Origin of the sequence: Obesumbacterium proteus, from assembly GCF_001586165.1 — a bacterium.
Classification (GTDB): Bacteria; Pseudomonadota; Gammaproteobacteria; order Enterobacterales; family Enterobacteriaceae; genus Hafnia; species Hafnia protea.
In genome coordinates, this window is the sequence record NZ_CP014608.1 from 2,010,745 (window position 1) to 2,027,112 (window position 16,368).

17 protein-coding genes are annotated in these 16,368 nt (G+C 52.2%); 16 read left to right on the forward strand and 1 reads right to left on the reverse strand.

Translation table 11 applies throughout. The annotated features are described in order from the left end of the window. Window positions 1–4 precede the first annotated feature (4 nt). The 5 genes from DSM2777_RS09390 (at window position 5) to DSM2777_RS09410 (ending at window position 5,470) form a co-directional block, all read left to right on the forward strand. Window positions 5–2,569 carry a TcfC E-set like domain-containing protein gene (locus DSM2777_RS09390; protein WP_061553802.1) on the forward strand — a complete coding sequence of 855 codons (2,565 nt, stop codon included), beginning with the start codon at window positions 5–7 and terminating at the stop codon, window positions 2,567–2,569. Further along, window positions 2,556–3,269 (forward strand): hypothetical protein, encoded by a 714-nt coding sequence (locus DSM2777_RS09395; protein WP_061553803.1) that lies wholly within the window; start codon window positions 2,556–2,558, stop codon window positions 3,267–3,269. The genes DSM2777_RS09390 and DSM2777_RS09395 overlap by 14 nt, the downstream gene beginning before the upstream one ends. A gap of 3 nt (window positions 3,270–3,272) precedes the next feature. After that, window positions 3,273–4,166, forward strand: a complete 894-nt coding sequence (locus tag DSM2777_RS09400; protein WP_061553804.1) for a hypothetical protein — start codon at window positions 3,273–3,275, stop codon at window positions 4,164–4,166. Between the two features lie 11 nt (window positions 4,167–4,177). Continuing rightward, window positions 4,178–4,690 carry a hypothetical protein gene (locus DSM2777_RS09405; protein ID WP_046457774.1) on the forward strand — a complete coding sequence of 171 codons (513 nt, stop codon included), beginning with the start codon at window positions 4,178–4,180 and terminating at the stop codon, window positions 4,688–4,690. A gap of 144 nt (window positions 4,691–4,834) precedes the next feature. Then, window positions 4,835–5,470 (forward strand): helix-turn-helix transcriptional regulator, encoded by a 636-nt coding sequence (locus DSM2777_RS09410; RefSeq protein ID WP_046457773.1) that lies wholly within the window; start codon window positions 4,835–4,837, stop codon window positions 5,468–5,470. Between the two features lie 66 nt (window positions 5,471–5,536). Here the strand turns inward: DSM2777_RS09410 and DSM2777_RS09415 are convergent, their stop codons facing one another. Then, complete coding sequence (locus DSM2777_RS09415) at window positions 5,537–6,871, reverse strand: AppA family phytase/histidine-type acid phosphatase (protein ID WP_061553805.1); 1,335 nt, start codon at window positions 6,869–6,871, stop codon at window positions 5,537–5,539. A 395-nt stretch (window positions 6,872–7,266) separates the two neighbouring features. Between DSM2777_RS09415 and eutS the strand changes: the two genes are divergently transcribed. The 11 genes from eutS (at window position 7,267) to eutH (ending at window position 16,367) form a co-directional block, all read left to right on the forward strand. Beyond that, complete coding sequence (eutS, locus tag DSM2777_RS09420; RefSeq protein ID WP_025801761.1) at window positions 7,267–7,602, forward strand: ethanolamine utilization microcompartment protein EutS; 336 nt, start codon at window positions 7,267–7,269, stop codon at window positions 7,600–7,602. Window positions 7,603–7,604: 2 nt separating this feature from the next. After that, the gene (gene eutP / locus DSM2777_RS09425) at window positions 7,605–8,066 is read left to right on the forward strand and encodes a EutP/PduV family microcompartment system protein (protein WP_046457771.1); all 462 of its coding nucleotides are present in this window, start codon (window positions 7,605–7,607) and stop codon (window positions 8,064–8,066) included. Next, window positions 8,066–8,803 (forward strand): ethanolamine utilization acetate kinase EutQ, encoded by a 738-nt coding sequence (gene eutQ, locus DSM2777_RS09430; RefSeq protein ID WP_061553806.1) that lies wholly within the window; start codon window positions 8,066–8,068, stop codon window positions 8,801–8,803. Before eutP ends, eutQ begins: the two co-directional genes overlap by 1 nt. A gap of 38 nt (window positions 8,804–8,841) precedes the next feature. Further along, on the forward strand, window positions 8,842–9,696 hold the full coding sequence (eutT, locus tag DSM2777_RS09435; protein WP_061553807.1) for an ethanolamine utilization cob(I)yrinic acid a,c-diamide adenosyltransferase EutT: 855 nt from the start codon (window positions 8,842–8,844) through the stop codon (window positions 9,694–9,696). Then, window positions 9,686–10,741, forward strand: a complete 1,056-nt coding sequence (gene pta / locus DSM2777_RS09440; protein ID WP_061553808.1) for a phosphate acetyltransferase — start codon at window positions 9,686–9,688, stop codon at window positions 10,739–10,741. The genes eutT and pta overlap by 11 nt, the downstream gene beginning before the upstream one ends. A 74-nt stretch (window positions 10,742–10,815) precedes the next feature. Continuing rightward, entirely contained in the window at window positions 10,816–11,109 is a 294-nt protein-coding gene (gene eutM, locus DSM2777_RS09445; protein WP_061553809.1) for an ethanolamine utilization microcompartment protein EutM, read from the forward strand. A 141-nt stretch (window positions 11,110–11,250) separates the two neighbouring features. Continuing rightward, window positions 11,251–11,538 carry an ethanolamine utilization microcompartment protein EutN gene (gene eutN / locus DSM2777_RS09450; RefSeq protein WP_025801770.1) on the forward strand — a complete coding sequence of 96 codons (288 nt, stop codon included), beginning with the start codon at window positions 11,251–11,253 and terminating at the stop codon, window positions 11,536–11,538. A 58-nt stretch (window positions 11,539–11,596) separates the two neighbouring features. Continuing rightward, complete coding sequence (locus DSM2777_RS09455) at window positions 11,597–13,024, forward strand: aldehyde dehydrogenase family protein (RefSeq protein ID WP_061553810.1); 1,428 nt, start codon at window positions 11,597–11,599, stop codon at window positions 13,022–13,024. A gap of 11 nt (window positions 13,025–13,035) precedes the next feature. Next, window positions 13,036–13,878, forward strand: a complete 843-nt coding sequence (eutJ, locus tag DSM2777_RS09460) for an ethanolamine utilization protein EutJ (protein WP_046457766.1) — start codon at window positions 13,036–13,038, stop codon at window positions 13,876–13,878. Beyond that, window positions 13,871–15,085, forward strand: coding sequence for an iron-containing alcohol dehydrogenase (locus DSM2777_RS09465; protein ID WP_061553811.1), 1,215 nt, complete (start codon window positions 13,871–13,873; stop codon window positions 15,083–15,085). Before eutJ ends, DSM2777_RS09465 begins: the two co-directional genes overlap by 8 nt. A gap of 34 nt (window positions 15,086–15,119) precedes the next feature. Next, on the forward strand, window positions 15,120–16,367 hold the full coding sequence (gene eutH, locus DSM2777_RS09470) for an ethanolamine utilization protein EutH (protein WP_061553812.1): 1,248 nt from the start codon (window positions 15,120–15,122) through the stop codon (window positions 16,365–16,367). The last annotated feature ends 1 nt before the right edge of the window (window position 16,368 follow it).

A 16,368-nucleotide genomic window follows, 5' to 3' on the forward strand; every position in this document is an offset into this window, starting at 1 on the left:
AATAATGAATAATAAAATAACTGCCAGCATTGTTATTCTTGGTGTCGGTTTTAGCTGTGCATTTACTCCGCTAATGGCGTCTTCGATTCCACTTCCTGCGGGTTTTGAAGATATTTTCAATGCCAAGCAAAGCGGTGTGCTTGATATTATTTATGCAGATTCATCCATTGGTTCTATTGGCGTAGAGTTCGATCAAAACGATGTTTTGTTGATGTCACCGCAGGTGATTGTTGATCAAATAACCGCCGTGGATATGCCCGCACTCAGCGTATCCGCAGCTGAGCTGCTCAAAAAGCTTTCAGTTCCGTTACGTCGGGTGAATAAGCAGGGTTTTTCGCAAGATGAAATTGTCGCAACGGTCAATGAATCAGATGCGTCTGTGCACCTGATATTTCCCGCCTCATTGTTTAAAGCAGGCGATAAAGCCTATGATAAGACCTATATTCCACACCGCAGTCTTGCCGGTTTTGTTCATAGCCATAATCTGAATTATCTCTCTGATACCTATGGCGATAGCCTAAGTTTATCTTCCAACGACACCTTAAACCTCACGGGGAACAGCTACGTGAAAGGTGCATGGAGTTATTCCAAAGAGATTGATTTTAATTTAGATGAATTGGCGCTGTATCTTGAACATGAAAATACCCGCTTTAAAGCTGGGCGTCAGCGGTTAAGCGATAATCTGGTGTCCAGTACGCCGTCGGTGACCTACAGTTTTTTTAATCCCGTCAGCTTCGACGGTATTTCGCTGGGGTACATGACGGATAACTACCTGAATCCCGGTGACGGTGCGGCCTCGCCGGTGACCGTTTATTTGCCACAGGCGGGTACGGTTGAGGTCTACCGCAATGGGCGTTTAATCGACCTACAGCAGTTTCCCGCCGGTTTGCAGCACTTAAAAACGGAAGGGTGGCCATCCGGCGGTTATGACGTTTTGCTGGTTTCTAAACTGGTGAACGGCAGCCGCGAAGAGAAGCTCCAGCCTTTTCTCAAACGTAATGGATCGTTTCGCTCGGGTGATTTGGAGTATGTGGTTCAGCTCGGGCGCTATGACGATCATCAGGGGCAGTTTTCGTCGAATCGCTATACCTGCCGTCGCTGTGATAAAGATGACACTGACCCTAATCAAAACGGCAGCCCGAGCCACTTTGCCGACATATCTCTGGGATATACCACCAATTCAGTGGTGTCTTTAGGCACTGGCTTTCTGCTCGATAATGAGGATGGCTATGCCAATGCCAGCCTAGATTTGCCTATTAATAGTTGGTTTGCCGAACGTCTTTACGCCGATGGTGTTATGGGGGGCGATGGCAGCACAGGCTATCAGGTTGGGTTGATGAAAAACCTGTATGCCTTAAGTATGAACTTGAGCTATCGCGATAACCGATTTAAAGGCGATGAGCAGGATTATCACCGTTATGGTTTGGTTCCCGCTTACGATTTTGAATATCTCCAATTCGGTGCTAACACGTTTCTCCCTTGGAATATCGGTCTAGGTGTTAACTTCGGCTTGAATACCCTCTATCAAGACTATGGGCGGCAAAATAAAACCGAATTTGAAAGCTGGGATGTGAATTTAAATCGCGACTTTACGCTGTCTGATTATCTTAACTTACGCGTCGATGTAGGTTATCACCGGGGTATGAATGAGCTGGTTAACCGTTACTCTCATAACAGCACTACGGAAGATAAGATTTTTGCTCAATTTACCTTAGGCATGCGCGAACGCAGCTATAACCATTACCAGTCGCTCTATTTACGCTCGCGGATGAGCGATGAGGGCGGCGACCAAAATATTTACAGCGCCGATTATTCACTTAATTTAGATAACCCAGAGTTTGACCGTGGGGGAAAATATGCAGTTAACGCCAGCGTCAATCATGGACCAAATAGTGAGAATAATAGCGGTGCAGGTATCGTTATGGATAACGATTATGGTTATACCTCGGTCGGCGTATCCAAATCATTTGGTAATAACAGCTATAGCCAACAATACCTTTCTCAACGTAGCGGATTCGCTATTGGTGACGGTGAGTTTGGATATGGCAAGGTCGACAATACCGCCGCGCTGATTGTTGATGCTAGCTCATTGCCTGAGGATCAATATTTTGAAGTGCGTAACCGCAGTAATGAACCGGTCGTGGTTGAGGGCGGTAAAAAAACGACGCTAACGATTCAGCCATACCAAAAAATATCACCAAAGGCGGAGCAGGTTTATACCACCGACACCAACGCATTTTATAACCTTTCGACCCAATCATCTTCAACCTGGGCCATGCCGGGGCAGGTTTATCACGTCAAAGTGAATGCCACGAAAAATCAGACGGTCACCGGGCGTTTATATCTCGACGGTGTGCCTTTAGACAATGCTCGCGTGGTGGGCGGTAATGCCATGACCGATGCCGAAGGTTTGTTTGTGGGTGACTTCACGTTAGATACCGATAGCCAGTTGGAGCAGTTGAAGGTGAGTAAAGAGGGGCAAAGCTACGTGTGCCCGCTAAATAGTTCAAACGTCAAAATGACTCAAGGCATTATGCAAATACGTGAGGTTAATTGTGAAACTGAGTAAATTGGCAATTCTGCCAGTGGGTATGGCTTTGCTCATGACTGCGGGAACATCGCAGGCCATTGAAGTTTTTCCTATCGTTAAAGAAATTAAACAAGAAACGCCGCGTGATAATTTTATTACCGTGAAATCAATGTATCGCGCGGTCGATAGCGTGGACGTTAATAAGTCAGAAAATAAAAGCTACGAATTTGTCACGCTGGAGCTATTCCATATAACTAACCCAGGCGACACCAAGGAAAATAAAGTGAAGGAACTCGGGGCTCAAGATCCGACGTTAGTTTTTTCACCCACCAAACTGATTATTCCCTTTGGCGAAGAGCGCAAAGTGAGAATTATGCCGCTGAAGCCGGTTGAGCGTGAAACCGTATATCGCCTGCGTATTCGACCAAGTTATCCAGAACAAGAAATGGATAAAGGTAAGGTGCGTTTCGCCATTGGCTATGACGTCTTGCTGCGCTATTTGCCGGAAGGCAAGCGGACTCAAGGATTGGCGGTGAGCTGCAACAGTAATGAGTGGTCGCTGACGGCTACGGGCAACGTGCGTAGCGAAATGCGTGACTTAATTATTGATGGGCGTAAGGACAAAGCCATATTCAATGTGTACCCAGAGCATTCGCGCACGCTGGCGGTACACAATGATTTGGCATTTAACATGGATGGCAAACTTTATACCTATGAAAAGTGCCAGCTTAAGGAGTAAATCATGAAATCTCCGGTGTTATTTGCTGCGTTGCTGCTACAGGCAAGTAGCGTGATGGCGGGCGCTTGGGTGATTCAGCCCCAGCCGAATGGCGCTATCCGTATGTTGCATGAGGGGATCAGCGATGCGAGTGGCGCTGATACGCTCACGATGCGTCAGCCCGCCAATAAATCTCTCACCTTGCTGGTGACTCCCGCGGGCGGTGGGCGCTGCGAGGGAGGCGATCTGGTGCTCGGTTCGCTCCGTTTTCCATTGCAGCTTTTTATGCAGGAGCGTCCCGTTGTGTGCGGCGATCTAGTGCAGTTTTCAGCGCAGCCAAATGAAACGCAGGTGGGGGTGCGGGCGGTAAATCGCAGCCTTAAAGGTGAACGTTCGTTCCGCGAGTTTGGTGCGTTTCCACGCGTGCAGGTGGGCAACGTCAGTTTTAACGTTGAGGGCGATAGCGGTAGCGAAAATTACCCTATCTATCTGGATCTCACCGCATTACAGACTGAGGCAGTCACGATTCAGGCCTCTTTTGATAAACCCGCACTGTCGATGGGCTTAGTGGGAGAACTCCACGACGCAACAGCTAACGCACGCTTAAAGATCTCGAAAACGTTGCAGTCTGGTGATGTGGCACTGCCTTACATTCTGACATTCGAATCTACGCAGCAGCGAGATAATCACTATCAGCTGAGGGCGTCGACAGGCGCTATGTCGATCCCGTATCGAATAAGCATTGACGGCAAGGAGATAGAGCCCGGCTTTCAATATCGAGGAACCATACCCAGCGGCACTGCAACGGTGGATTGGGTGGATATCCAATTTGCCCTGAGTGGTAAATCGACTCGTGGATTAGCCGCGGGAACACGGCTGATTGATACGTTGACGGCTGTTATTACGCCAAATAGTTAAAGGAGGGCAGCATGAAATATTATTTAGCGCTTAGCCTCGCGGCAATGTCATTGATGACGGTAAGCAGTTCACAAGCGGCGGTATCGGTGAGAACCAGCATCGATGTGCAGGCTGAAATTAGCACCAGCGTGCGGGTCTATGTTGCGGGCAATGACGTGACGAATGGCTCAATCAGCGTCAAACTCAATGACAAAAATGGTTATATGTATGGCACTACACCGGCATTTAACTTTGTGGGAAATGCCAGTGCGGTTTCTCTTTCGCTTAGTAAGCCAGCTGGAAATCTGCTTATTGGTGATAACGGAGAAACGATGTTGATTAATCCAGCTTGGGTCCGAGTAGACGGAGGAGAGGTTTCAGCGTCATATCCGCTGAATAATCAGGCTGTTTATCCTACGGTTCAGGATATTCCCGATCCTACTCAAGGCGTTAAAGTGCGCTTTGCATCGGCGAAGCGAAGTGAGACTTATCCATTAGGTACCTACAGCGGAACTTATGAAGTTATTGTAACGCCATCCGTGTAACCCTATTAGGGCATTTAACGATGATTAAATGCCCTAATAGCGGTAGTCAGATATTTATTATTGAATAGTAAAAACGATGATGCTCATTCGATGTAGGTGTTGATTGAGCGTGGATGTCGTTTTTATTTTATCGGGGCTTAATGAGTGATAAACGTATTTTTTGATGATAAGAATGAATATTATAAATTTGGGCTGTTAGGGCTATTGCATGAAATTATAGAACGCCATACCGATCAAAAAATACATCTCTTAGGCTCAGGGCAGAAATTATCGCGAGCTGATATTATTATTCGCGCCTATCCCGCAGGGGCAGAGACGCTATGTCACCCAGAGTTGATTGAACGTAAGTCTGGAAGCTTATTAGTGGGAATTTATGAAGGGGATATACAGACGTTAAACTCATCCTTAATGCCGCACTGTTTTGATAATGCGATTTTTATTCATCGAACAGAGCCAACAAAGCGTTTGGTGAATCGAATTCTGTTTGCATGGATGCGTGCTAAGGTGAAGATTGATGGAAAACTCGGCTGCCGGAAAGGGTGTCGTGATTGCAAATCGGTGGAGCTCTCGCTGCAAGAAATCAAGATTATTAGCTATATCTCTCAAGGCTTCACCATTGCGCGTATTGCGAATATTTTGGGCCTCAGCGTTAAAACGGTGAGTGCACATAAGCGTCGCGTGATGCGAAAATTTAATATTAAAAGCAACGTAGAATTAATTACGCTGTGCAAAGTAACGCTGCAAATAACTAATCAGTCTAAAGTGTGCTTTATTCCTTAGCATTCAGATAACGATATAAGATTCCCTTCCCCAAACAAACGGAGGAAGGGTTCCAGTTGATTATAACTACTGACACTCCGCCAGTTCGTTTTGTTTCGCCAAACGCGTGAAGGTATCTAGCGGGCAATATCCCTCCGCGGTTTGATCGTCACACCCCGGTATTTTTAACGCAACGCTGCCCGCAGGCTCATCCAGAGTGAGTGGGGTTTGATTGCGCAGCTGTGCCAGCGTTTGATACATCATCTGTGCGCTCACGTATTTTTTTCCCGTCTTATCGGACCAACGTTCAAAAACTAAGGCACCACCCGGAGGCGTGTTATCTGGCTGACCGGGTAGCGTCCACGACAGGCCGAGCATGCCTGCAATATTGGCGATATTGGTATCATGTCCCGCAAGAAACAGGATCTTGTTATCCGCTGATAACTCTGGCAATTCTCGTGGGCTAGTTTGTGAGTTGATGGCGCTAACGATGGTTTGTAATAGCGGGGTTCCATTATGTTTGGCGATGTAGGGCGTGCGTGACATCAAATCAAATTGCGCATTGTGTAGCGTTAGTAAAGTGTTCCAGTCTTGCTCCGAATGGATTTTTCCCCACGCAGCATTTGGCATGCCCTGAGCATGTTCAAGTAGGAAAATCTCGGCCAGCGTTGACGACAAACCGACGGCTCCGTCGAGCGCCACTTTATTGCCATCGTCTTTGATTGAGAGCTTGCTTGGCATTACCTCTGCAAAGTTGCAGGTTTGTTCTGCGCTGTGCTGCTGGCAATACGCTGACGTTGGGAAGTTAAGCACGTTGCTCATCAGCGCCAGTGCAGGGCGGTAGTGTTGGTTTAACTGAGCGATGGGCATACCGGCCTGCTGCTCGACGGCCTGCTGTACCTGCGCTTTTTCCATGGTGCAGACACCGGCTTTCACTGGATGAAATAGCGAATCGACCTGCTTGATGTCTTGCTGATGATGGATACTTAGATGGCATTCAGGTGCGAGACCCGCTAAAAACGCCTCGCCTGTTTTCCGGGTGCGCTGATCGACGTCTGCCCAAACATAGACATCATTTGCCGTTGGGCAGCGATCTTTAGACAGGATCCCCAACTGCTGAAATTTCTGTCGATAGAATCCCCCCATCAGGCTCACTAAATGTTCGCCTCTGGGTGTGATATACCCCAGCTTAACAGGCCATTCAGGCCAGGTATTAGGCGTAACATCACGCATGGTTTGCGTCATTTTGGTCGGCGCTCGAACGCCATGACGGCTGAGTATCACCACCTTTTCAAGCTGATAGCCTGAAGGCACGGTTTCACTGGCGTAGCTCGCCGTGGTTAGCATGCTGGCGGCGATCAGAGCCAGAGGCATGCGCTTTAGCAACCGAGCTGGGCTGTGTGTAAACAGATAAATTGTCATTTATCGCCTCTTGATTTTCGAATTGTCATATCCGTGATTGCGGCGTGAAAACACGTTTGTAGGGAGCCGATGCTGAGCATAGGCCGCATGCGAATCACTATACGCCAGAAGCGAAAACGGGCGGAGTATCTGCGCCCATTTTGCGTGTGTCGGTGAGGGAATATTTAACTCTGGCTCAAAACGCGCTGACTCAAAACCCTCCGGCTGTGACCCACTTCAACCTTTCTGTTTGTGTGCCGATTTTTGTTATTCCCTTTTCTTTATTGCTGCGAGGATGACCTCAGACGAGTGGGCGCTGCCGTTAGGTTAGTCGCCATAAGATGATATCAATCACTTTATGGGGCTGAACGTAACCGTTGTAGCAGCGGGGATTGAGCTGAAAAACAGGGGACACAATGGAAAAGGAACGGATTATTCAAGAGTTTGTTCCCGGTAAACAGGTGACTCTGGCTCATATCATTGCGCACCCCGGTGAAGATTTAGCCAAAAAGATAGGCGTCCCCGGTGCAGAAGCCATCGGCATTATGACGCTAACGCCGGGCGAAACCGCGATGATTGCCGGTGATTTGGCAACCAAAGCGGCGAACGTGCAAATCGGTTTTCTCGACCGCTTTACCGGTGCGTTAGTGGTTTATGGCTCGGTCGGTGCAGTGGAGGAGTCACTACAACAAACGGTCACGGGGCTGGGCAATTTGCTCAACTATGCCGTGTGTTCGTTAACGCGGAGCTAACGATGACGCGCGCTATTTTTGTGGGCGCGGTCGGCGCCGGGAAAACAACCTTATTTAATGCGCTACAGGGTGATTACTCGCTGGCCAGAAAAACGCAGGCCATTGAGTTTAATAACGAGGGCGATATTGATACCCCCGGAGAATATTTTAGTCACCCACGTCTCTATCACGCATTAATCAATACGTTAGTTGAGTGCGAATTGCTGATTTATGTTCACGCGGCCAACGATCCTGAATGTCGTATTCCAACAGGATTACTCGATATTTATCCGCGTTTACAGCGTGTTGCTGTGATCAGCAAAGCCGATTTACCCGACGCAGATGTGGCAGGCGTAAAACAGATGCTGGCAGAGGCCGGATTCAAGCCTCCGATGTTCGTGGTGAACAGCCACTCGAGCGACAGCCTAGACGAATTTAAGGCATTTTTGACCGCCCAATACGGTCAGGACAAAAGGGTTAAGTGATGAAAAAACTGATCACGGCGAATGACATTCGCACCGCACAGGTTCAAGGCCAAAAGAGCATCAATATCGTTTTAGCCGACTACATCGTAACGCCAGAGGCGCGCGTGGTTGCCGAGCAGCTTGGGGTTGAAATCATCGAGCAATTAACGGCGACACCTTCCACGCCTGCACCTTCTGCAAACACCGCCGCGCCGCAAGCGCAAGAGAGTAACTCAGCCGCGGAGCGCCAGCGTATTCGTGAACACATCTTAGCCCAGTTGCCGGAAGGCAGCGTGACCGAAACATTGCTCGCGCAGCTTATCGAAAAAGTGCAGCAAGAGCAGCGTGCCCAGAAGCAGCCGGCGGCTGCATCAGATAGCGCCCAGCCAAGCTTTCGTTCAGTGACGGGTAAAGGCGGGGTCAAGGTCGTGGATGGATCTTCCGTAACCTTTGGCCGTTTTGACGGGGCGAAAGAGCATCAGGTCGGGCTGACCGACCTGATCACGGCTCAGGACGGCAGCAGTATGGCGGCAGGTTTCATGCAGTGGGAAAACGGTTTTTTCCCATGGACACTGAACTACGACGAAGTTGACATGATTTTAGAAGGCGAATTGCATATCCGCCACCAAGGCGAAACGCTGGTGGGTAAAGCGGGCGACGTGATGTTTATCCCGCGCGGTTCGAGCATCGAATTTGGTACCACCAGCCATGTGCGTTTTCTTTACGTCGCTTGGCCCGCTAATTGGCAGGAATGCTAAGAGCCTACTGGGATAGGCCCTAAGCAGGGGGGACGATTATGACAACTTTTATCACTGAAGACTGGTTACGCGCCAATCATACCCTGAGCGAAGGGAGTGAGATTCGTTTGCCAGCAGATAGCCGCATGACGCCATCGGCACGTGAGCTGATAGAAGGGCGTCGTCTGTTGGTGAAATTTCAGGATGAGCAGGGACGGCTATTTGTTGCTGCGTCGCTGGATGAAGATAAAGCGCTGCCTGAGTTGCAGCCGGTGCATGGGCTGACCAGCCAAGATCGCGCTGCGGCGGCAAGCTGTGAGCTTTGCCATCAGGCCGTGGTGGATAAGCCCGATACGCTGACTCACCTTAATGCGCAGGTGATGGTCGCTAAAAACGATCCACGCTTGGCCTTTCGTGCCCGCTTGGATGCCAGCATCGCCACCGCCGTCTGGCTGCAAAGCGAACTGAGTGGGATGGCGTCGGCAGCACACTGGCTGGCTGATATCCGCTCGCTGCTAGGCAACATTATGCGGGCTGATGCCTTGGACATTCCGTTGGCGGCTCAGGAGATTGCAGGGCTGACGGCGGATGAGATCCATCGCTTATCGCATCAGCCGCTCAAATTCCTCGGACACGATCATATTGTTCCCGACGTGAATCAAGGACGCGACGTCGCGCTGCTGAATTTGCTGCGCGCTTCGGTGCGAGAAACAGAAATCACGGCGGCCAAGGTGTTTATCGGCGCGGATTATCATGTGCAGAAAGCCGATTTGCTACAGGCGCTTAATCGCTTATCCAGCGCCGTATATGTGCTGATGATTCTGTGCGTTCGGCAAAATAGGCACCAAGGCGAATGGCCAAGCGCAGAACAACTTAAACAATCGATCGCACGCGGAGGGGCTCATGCTCATTGATCGCTGCCGCCGCCTAGCGCAGAACCAGCCACGGCGGGTGGTGTTCCCCGATGCGTTGGATAAGCGTGTGCTTGAGGCCGCGCACTATTTATTGCACCACGGTTTGGCTCAGCCCATTTTGCTCGCCAATCCTTTTGCCCTGCGCCATTTCGCGCTGAGTCACCGTTTTACGCTGGACGGCATAACGGTGATTGATCCGCACAATGCCGACGATTGGCACCGCGAATTTTGCCAGCGTCTAACGCAGCGTTTGGGTGAGAAAACGCCCGCTGACTGCGATGAGAAAATGCGTCAGCCGCTGTGGTTTGCTGCGGCGATGGTGACCAGCGGCAAAGCTGATTTATGTATTGCCGGAAATCTCTCATCAACGGCTGCGGTATTACGTGCAGGACTACGGGTTATCGGACTTCAAGCGGGAACCCAAACGCTGTCCTCGCTCTTTTTAATGCTGTCGCCGCAGGGCGATCAAACGCTGGGATTTGCCGATTGCAGCGTGGTTCCTCAGCCTACGTCGGCGCAGTTGGCGGATATTGCCATCAGCAGCGCGGCCACCTATCACGCGATTACGGGCGATGAGCCTCGCGTGGCGATGCTGTCATTTTCGACCCGCGGCAGCGCCAAACATCCGGCGGTGGCTTCAGTGCAACAGGCGACGGAACTGGTTCGTCAGCGCGCACCGGCCTTAACGGTGGACGGTGAAATTCAGTTTGATGCGGCGTTTGTACCGGACGTTGCACGGCAAAAAGCGCCAGATAGCGTATTAGAAGGGCATGCCAATGTGATGGTGTTCCCTTCGCTTGAGGCGGGAAATATCGGCTACAAAATTGCCCAGCGTTTGGGCGGATATCGTGCTTTAGGGCCGTTGATTCAAGGGCTTAATGCACCTATGCATGACTTGTCTCGCGGGTGTAGCGCACGTGAAATTATTGAACTGGTGCTGGTGGCGCAAACGCAGTGCACGTCGCCAATCGCGCCAGTCACAGCGAATAAATCTGTAACGCAGCGCCAACCAGAAATGGCGGCATCTGCAAGTGAGTTGATGTAGCCCACGTTGCTGCATCAAATGAAAACGTGGTTAAAAAACCGGTCCCAACGGGATCTCATTGAGAGGTATATATCATGGAAGCATTAGGATTGATTGAAACCAAGGGTCTGGTCGCACTGATCGAAGCATCGGATGCCATGGTCAAGGCTGCTCGCGTTAAATTGGTAGGCGTGAAGCAAATTGGCGGCGGTTTAGTTACCGCGATGGTGCGTGGCGATGTGGCGGCGTGTAAAGCGGCCACAGATGCGGGCGCAGCCGCGGCGCAGTGTATCGGCGAGCTGGTTTCTGTGCACGTTATTCCACGCCCGCATGGCGATCTGGAAGAAATTTTCCCTATCAAAATGTCTGGCGACAACCCGCTGGATTAATCGATGTTCGCGTGACGTCGTTATCTGACGTCACGCTATTTTAGCAACACATCAACATCATTTTTTGCTGCCTGCGGGCGGTGCGGGACGCTTTTACCCTGCGTTTACCCAAAACGTTTTTAACAGAGTAAGGAGTTAAACGTGAAACTGGCCGTCGTGATAGGACAGATCGTATGTACCGTGCGGCATCCCGGGCTTGAGCACGACAAGCTGTTGTTGGTTGAAACCATCAACCGACAGGGTGAACCAAGCGGGGAGTGTAGCGTCGCCACTGACAGTATTGGTGCAGGCAACGGTGAATGGGTGCTGGTGGTGGGGGGAAGTTCCGCCCGTCGCGCGCAGCACAGCGAGGCGTCACCGGTCGATCTCAGCGTCATTGGCATCGTAGATGAAGCCGTGATGGAGAGTCAGGTGATTTTCCATAAGTAATTTCCCACAGCGAGCCGCTTAAATTCAAGCAGCTATCAATTCGGGGCGAACAGTGAACATGGATCAGAAAGAAATCGAACAAGTGGTGAAGGCGGTACTCGCTGGAATAGCGTCAGCTCCGGCGGTAACGGCTTCGGCACCTAACACAACCGATACGCACGTGTACGGCGCAGGCGTTTTCGCCTCGCTGGATGACGCGATTTCCGCTGCCAAAGCGGCCGTTGCGGGCCTTAAAACCGTGAGTATGCGCAAAATCGCGGTGGACGCTATTCGCCACGCGGCGGAAAAACACGCGCAGGTGTTGGCAGAAATGGCCGTGGCTGAAACAGGCATGGGACGCGTTGAAGATAAATTCGCTAAAAACGTGGCTCAGGCTCGCGGCACACCGGGCGTGGAATGCTTAGCGCCGCAGGTGCTGACCGGTGATAACGGTTTAACGCTGATTGAAAATGCGCCGTGGGGCGTGGTGGCCTCCGTTACGCCATCCACCAATCCGGCAGCAACGGTGATCAACAACGCGATCAGCATGATCTCTGCGGGCAACAGCGTGGTTTTCGCGCCGCATCCGGCGGCAAAAAAAGTCTCACAGAAAACCATCTCGCTATTAAATGAAGCGGTGGTGGCCGCAGGCGGTCCAGCCAACCTGATGGTGACCGTCGCCAATCCAGATATTGACACCGCGCAGCGCCTGTTTAAATACCCGGGCATCGGTTTGCTGGTGGTGACCGGCGGCGAAGCCGTGGTGGAGTCGGCGCGCAAACATACCAACAAACGTTTGATCGCCGCAGGTGCGGGTAATCCACCGGTCGTCGTAGACGAAACGGCTGATATTCCTCGTGCGGCACGCGCTATCGTGCACGGTGCTTCTTTTGATAACAACATCATCTGCGCCGATGAAAAAGTGCTGATCGTCGTCGACAGCGTGGCCGACCAACTGCTGGCCGAAATGAAGCTTCAACATGCGGTGTTACTCAGTTCGGCACAGGTGGAACAGCTAATGCCTCTGCTGCTGAAAAATATCGATGAGCATGGCAAAGGAACAGTTTGCCGTGACTGGGTTGGCCGCGACGCTGCCAAAATTGCCGCCGCGATTGGGCTGGAAGTGGATGCTAAAACGCGTCTGCTGCTTGCCGAAACCTCGTCTTCACATCCTTTTGCCGTCACAGAAATGATGATGCCGGTACTGCCTGTGATCCGCGTGGGCAACGTCGAACAGGCGATTGCGCTGGCGGTGAAATTGGAAGGCGGCTGTCACCACACGGCGGCGATGCATTCCCGTCACATTGAAAATCTCAACCAGATGGCCAATGCCATTGATACCAGCATTTTTGTCAAAAACGGGCCTTGCATCGCGGGGCTGGGGCTTGGCGGTGAAGGCTGGACGTCAATGACGATTACCACGCCAACCGGTGAGGGTGTGACTTCCGCCAGAACCTTTGTCCGTCTGCGCCGCTGCGTGCTGGTGGATACATTCCGCATCGTATAACGGAGGCGTCAATGACTCGAACCGCACAGGAATGGCTTCACCCGCGTTTGTTACGTGCCGCCGAATTGCAGCAAGGATCTGCCGCGCCCATTGAAACCCGCCAGCCGCTTTGGTTAGGGATTGATTTGGGCACCTGCGACGTGGTGTCGATGGTGGTTGATGCGGACGCTGTTCCCGTCGCGGTGTGTTTGGACTGGGCGGATGTGGTGAGAGATGGCGTGGTGTGGGACTTCTTTGGCGCCGTCAATATCGTGCGTCAGCACTTGAACACCTTAGAAGCGCAGTTTGGTCGGCGTTTTGAATGCGCGGCAACCTCATTTCCACCGGGCACCGATCCGCGTATTTCCATCAATGTGCTGGAGGCCGCAGGGCTCACCGTCACCCAAGTGCTGGATGAACCCACCGCCGTGGCGGACATGATGGGCTTAACCCGCGCGGCGGTGGTGGATATCGGTGGCGGAACCACCGGTATTGCCGTGGTGGCGCAGGGCAAGGTGGTTTACTCCGGTGATGAGGCTACCGGCGGCCATCACATTTCTCTCACGCTTGCGGGAAATCAACGGATTTCGTTAGAAGAGGCCGAGCAAATAAAACGTGAGCGCGGCGCTGAGATCTGGCCCGCGGTGCGTCCGGTTTACGAAAAAATGGCGGATATCGTCGAGCAACATCTGCAAGGGCACCGCGTGGATGAGCTCTGGCTCGCGGGTGGTTCTTGTATGCAGCCAGGGGTTAAGGCGCTATTTGAACAGCGTTTTCCTCAACACCAAATCCATCTGCCACCGCAGTCGATCTTTATGACGCCGCTGGCAATTGCCGCCTGTGGGATCAGCGAAGGGGAAGGGTGTCATGCATAACTCATCATCACATGAAGTGCCGCAGGGCGATTTAGTCCAGACCGCGCTTTATCAGGCCTTGGACATGATGAATGCGCGTCAGGTGCGTGAGTTTGCGGTGCCGCCTTCCACCCTGATGGGGCCGGGGGCGGTCAGCCGCTGCGGTCAATCTCTGGTGGATCGCGGCATTGAGCGCGTCTTTCTGATGGTTGATGGCGGTTTGCATCAGGCTGGCATGACGCAGGTTTTGCTGCGAAGCCTTGAGCAAAGCGGCGTGGCCTATGAGATCTGGGCGTGTCCTCCGGGTGAACCCATCGATACCGATGTTAACGCTGCGGTGACGCAGTTGCTACAGGTGCAGTGCGACGGTGTGATTGCGCTGGGCGGCGGTTCAGTGCTGGATGCGGCGAAGGCCACCGCGTTACAGGCGGCTAATCCAACGCTGAATTTTGCCGAGCTTACCCCGTCTTTACGCCTTAAGCGCCGCCTGCCACTGATTGCCATTCCAACCACCGCCGGAACGGGCTCAGAGGCGACTAACGTTTCGGTCATTATCGCGATGCCTCAGCACCGTAAGCAGGTTTTGGTTCACGCGCTGCTCATTCCTGATATGGCCATTATTGATGCCTGTTTAACGCTGGGCGTGCCGTCGCACGTGACGGCCGCAACCGGTATTGATGCGCTGACTCACGCCATCGAGGCCTATGTGGCCACCAATGTCACAGGGCTGACCCGAGCGCTGGCACATCGCGCCATTACGCTGATTGGTCAGGCATTACCGCAGGCGGTTGGGCAGGGGCAAGATTTGGCGGCGCGCGAGTCGCTGATGATGGCGTCTTACATGGCGGGAATGGCGTTCTCGAATGCGGGTTTGGGTCTGTGTCATGCCTGTGCGCATCAGATTGGCGCGGCGTATGGCATTCCGCACGGCGTGGCGAACGCCATCATGCTGCCACAGGTGATGGATTTTAATCGCTTGGTGTGCAAAAGAACGTTTGCCGAAATTGGTCATGCCCTGACGCGGGAAACCTGCGACGCGGCAGGCACCATTCGGGCAATTGCGCAGTTGATTGAAGATGTGGGATTGGGCGGCAATCTGGCGAGCTATGGCGGGCAGGAATCTGACTACGCCGAATTCGCCCGTGCAGCATTACAAGATGTGTGCATACAAAGTAATCCACGCACCGTCACTGAGGCTCAAATTGTGGCGCTGTATCGGGGCTCGTGAGCTGACTTAAACAGGCTTTGAAGGAGAACAGGCTATGGGCATTAACGAAATTATCATGTACATCATGATGATCTTCATGCTGATTGCGGCAGTGGATCGCATATTTACCCAGTTTGGCGGCTCGGAGCAGATTTTAGGCAAAATTGGCCTTGGCTCGGTGGGAAAGAGTATTTCTGGCTCGGGCGGTCAATTCGAAGAAGGCTTTATGGCGATGGGCGCCTTGGGCTTGGCGATGGTGGGGATGACCGCGCTGGCACCGGTGCTGGCGTATTTGCTCGGGCCAATCATTATTCCTCTGTATGAAATGTTGGGGGCGAACCCTTCCATGTTTGCAGGCACTTTGCTGGCCTGTGATATGGGCGGTTTCTTCCTCGCCAAAGAGCTGGCGGGTGGAGACATCGCCGCATGGCTTTACTCTGGCTTGATTCTCGGTTCCATGATGGGGCCAACCATCGTGTTCTCTATCCCTGTGGCATTGGGAATTATTGAAAAATCCGATCGTCGTTATTTGGCGCTAGGCGTATTGGCAGGCATTGTCACCATTCCGATTGGCTGTATTGCGGGCGGATTGGTGGCGATGTATTCCGGCGTGGAAGTGAACGGTCAGCCGGTGGTCTTCACGCTGAGCCTGATCTTGATGAACATGATCCCCGTTCTCATCGTGGCGGCGCTGGTTGCGTTGGGGCTGAAGCTGATCCCCGAAAAAATGATCAACGGCTTCCAGATTTTCGCCAAAATTTTGGTGGCAATCATCACCGTAGGTTTGGCCGCCGCGGTGGCTAAGTTTGCCGTGGGCTGGACGATCATTCCTGGCCTAGATCCTATTTTCATGACCGAAGGCGATAAGCCCGGTCAGGTAATGCGTGCGATTGAAGTTATCGGCTCAATCTCCTGTGTTCTGCTCGGTGCCTACCCGATGGTATTGCTGTTAACTCGCTGGTTTGAAAAGCCGTTAATGCGCGTTGGGGGTGTTTTGCGGATTAACAACATGGCCGCCGGTGGCATGGTTGCCACGCTGGCTAACAACATACCGATGTTTGGCATGATGAAACAAATGGATGCGCGCGGCAAAGTGATCAACTGTGCGTTTGCGGTGTCCGCCGCCTTTGCGCTGGGCGACCACCTCGGTTTTGCCGCAGCGAATATGCCGAGCATGATTTTCCCGATGATCGTCGGCAAGTTAGTCGGTGGGGTTACGGCCATCGGCGTTGCCATGATGCTGGTGCCGAAAGGGGAAGACATCGCCGTTAACGCTGAGCAACCTGTGTCTGAGGAGGCCTAGC

What these genes read in the sequence shown, in the direction of transcription:
- DSM2777_RS09390 (WP_061553802.1), top strand. Translation starts at nt 5, where the DNA reads ATGAATAATAAAATAACTGCCAGCATTGTTATTCTTGGTGTCGGTTTT.
- DSM2777_RS09400 (WP_061553804.1), top strand. Translation starts at nt 3,273, where the DNA reads ATGAAATCTCCGGTGTTATTTGCTGCGTTGCTGCTACAGGCAAGTAGC.
- DSM2777_RS09405 (WP_046457774.1), top strand. Translation starts at nt 4,178, where the DNA reads ATGAAATATTATTTAGCGCTTAGCCTCGCGGCAATGTCATTGATGACG.
- DSM2777_RS09415 (WP_061553805.1), bottom strand. Translation starts at nt 6,871, where the DNA reads ATGACAATTTATCTGTTTACACACAGCCCAGCTCGGTTGCTAAAGCGC.
- eutS (WP_025801761.1), top strand. Translation starts at nt 7,267, where the DNA reads ATGGAAAAGGAACGGATTATTCAAGAGTTTGTTCCCGGTAAACAGGTG.
- eutP (WP_046457771.1), top strand. Translation starts at nt 7,605, where the DNA reads ATGACGCGCGCTATTTTTGTGGGCGCGGTCGGCGCCGGGAAAACAACC.
- eutQ (WP_061553806.1), top strand. Translation starts at nt 8,066, where the DNA reads ATGAAAAAACTGATCACGGCGAATGACATTCGCACCGCACAGGTTCAA.
- eutT (WP_061553807.1), top strand. Translation starts at nt 8,842, where the DNA reads ATGACAACTTTTATCACTGAAGACTGGTTACGCGCCAATCATACCCTG.
- pta (WP_061553808.1), top strand. Translation starts at nt 9,686, where the DNA reads ATGCTCATTGATCGCTGCCGCCGCCTAGCGCAGAACCAGCCACGGCGG.
- eutM (WP_061553809.1), top strand. Translation starts at nt 10,816, where the DNA reads ATGGAAGCATTAGGATTGATTGAAACCAAGGGTCTGGTCGCACTGATC.
- DSM2777_RS09455 (WP_061553810.1), top strand. Translation starts at nt 11,597, where the DNA reads ATGGATCAGAAAGAAATCGAACAAGTGGTGAAGGCGGTACTCGCTGGA.
- eutJ (WP_046457766.1), top strand. Translation starts at nt 13,036, where the DNA reads ATGACTCGAACCGCACAGGAATGGCTTCACCCGCGTTTGTTACGTGCC.
- DSM2777_RS09465 (WP_061553811.1), top strand. Translation starts at nt 13,871, where the DNA reads ATGCATAACTCATCATCACATGAAGTGCCGCAGGGCGATTTAGTCCAG.
- eutH (WP_061553812.1), top strand. Translation starts at nt 15,120, where the DNA reads ATGGGCATTAACGAAATTATCATGTACATCATGATGATCTTCATGCTG.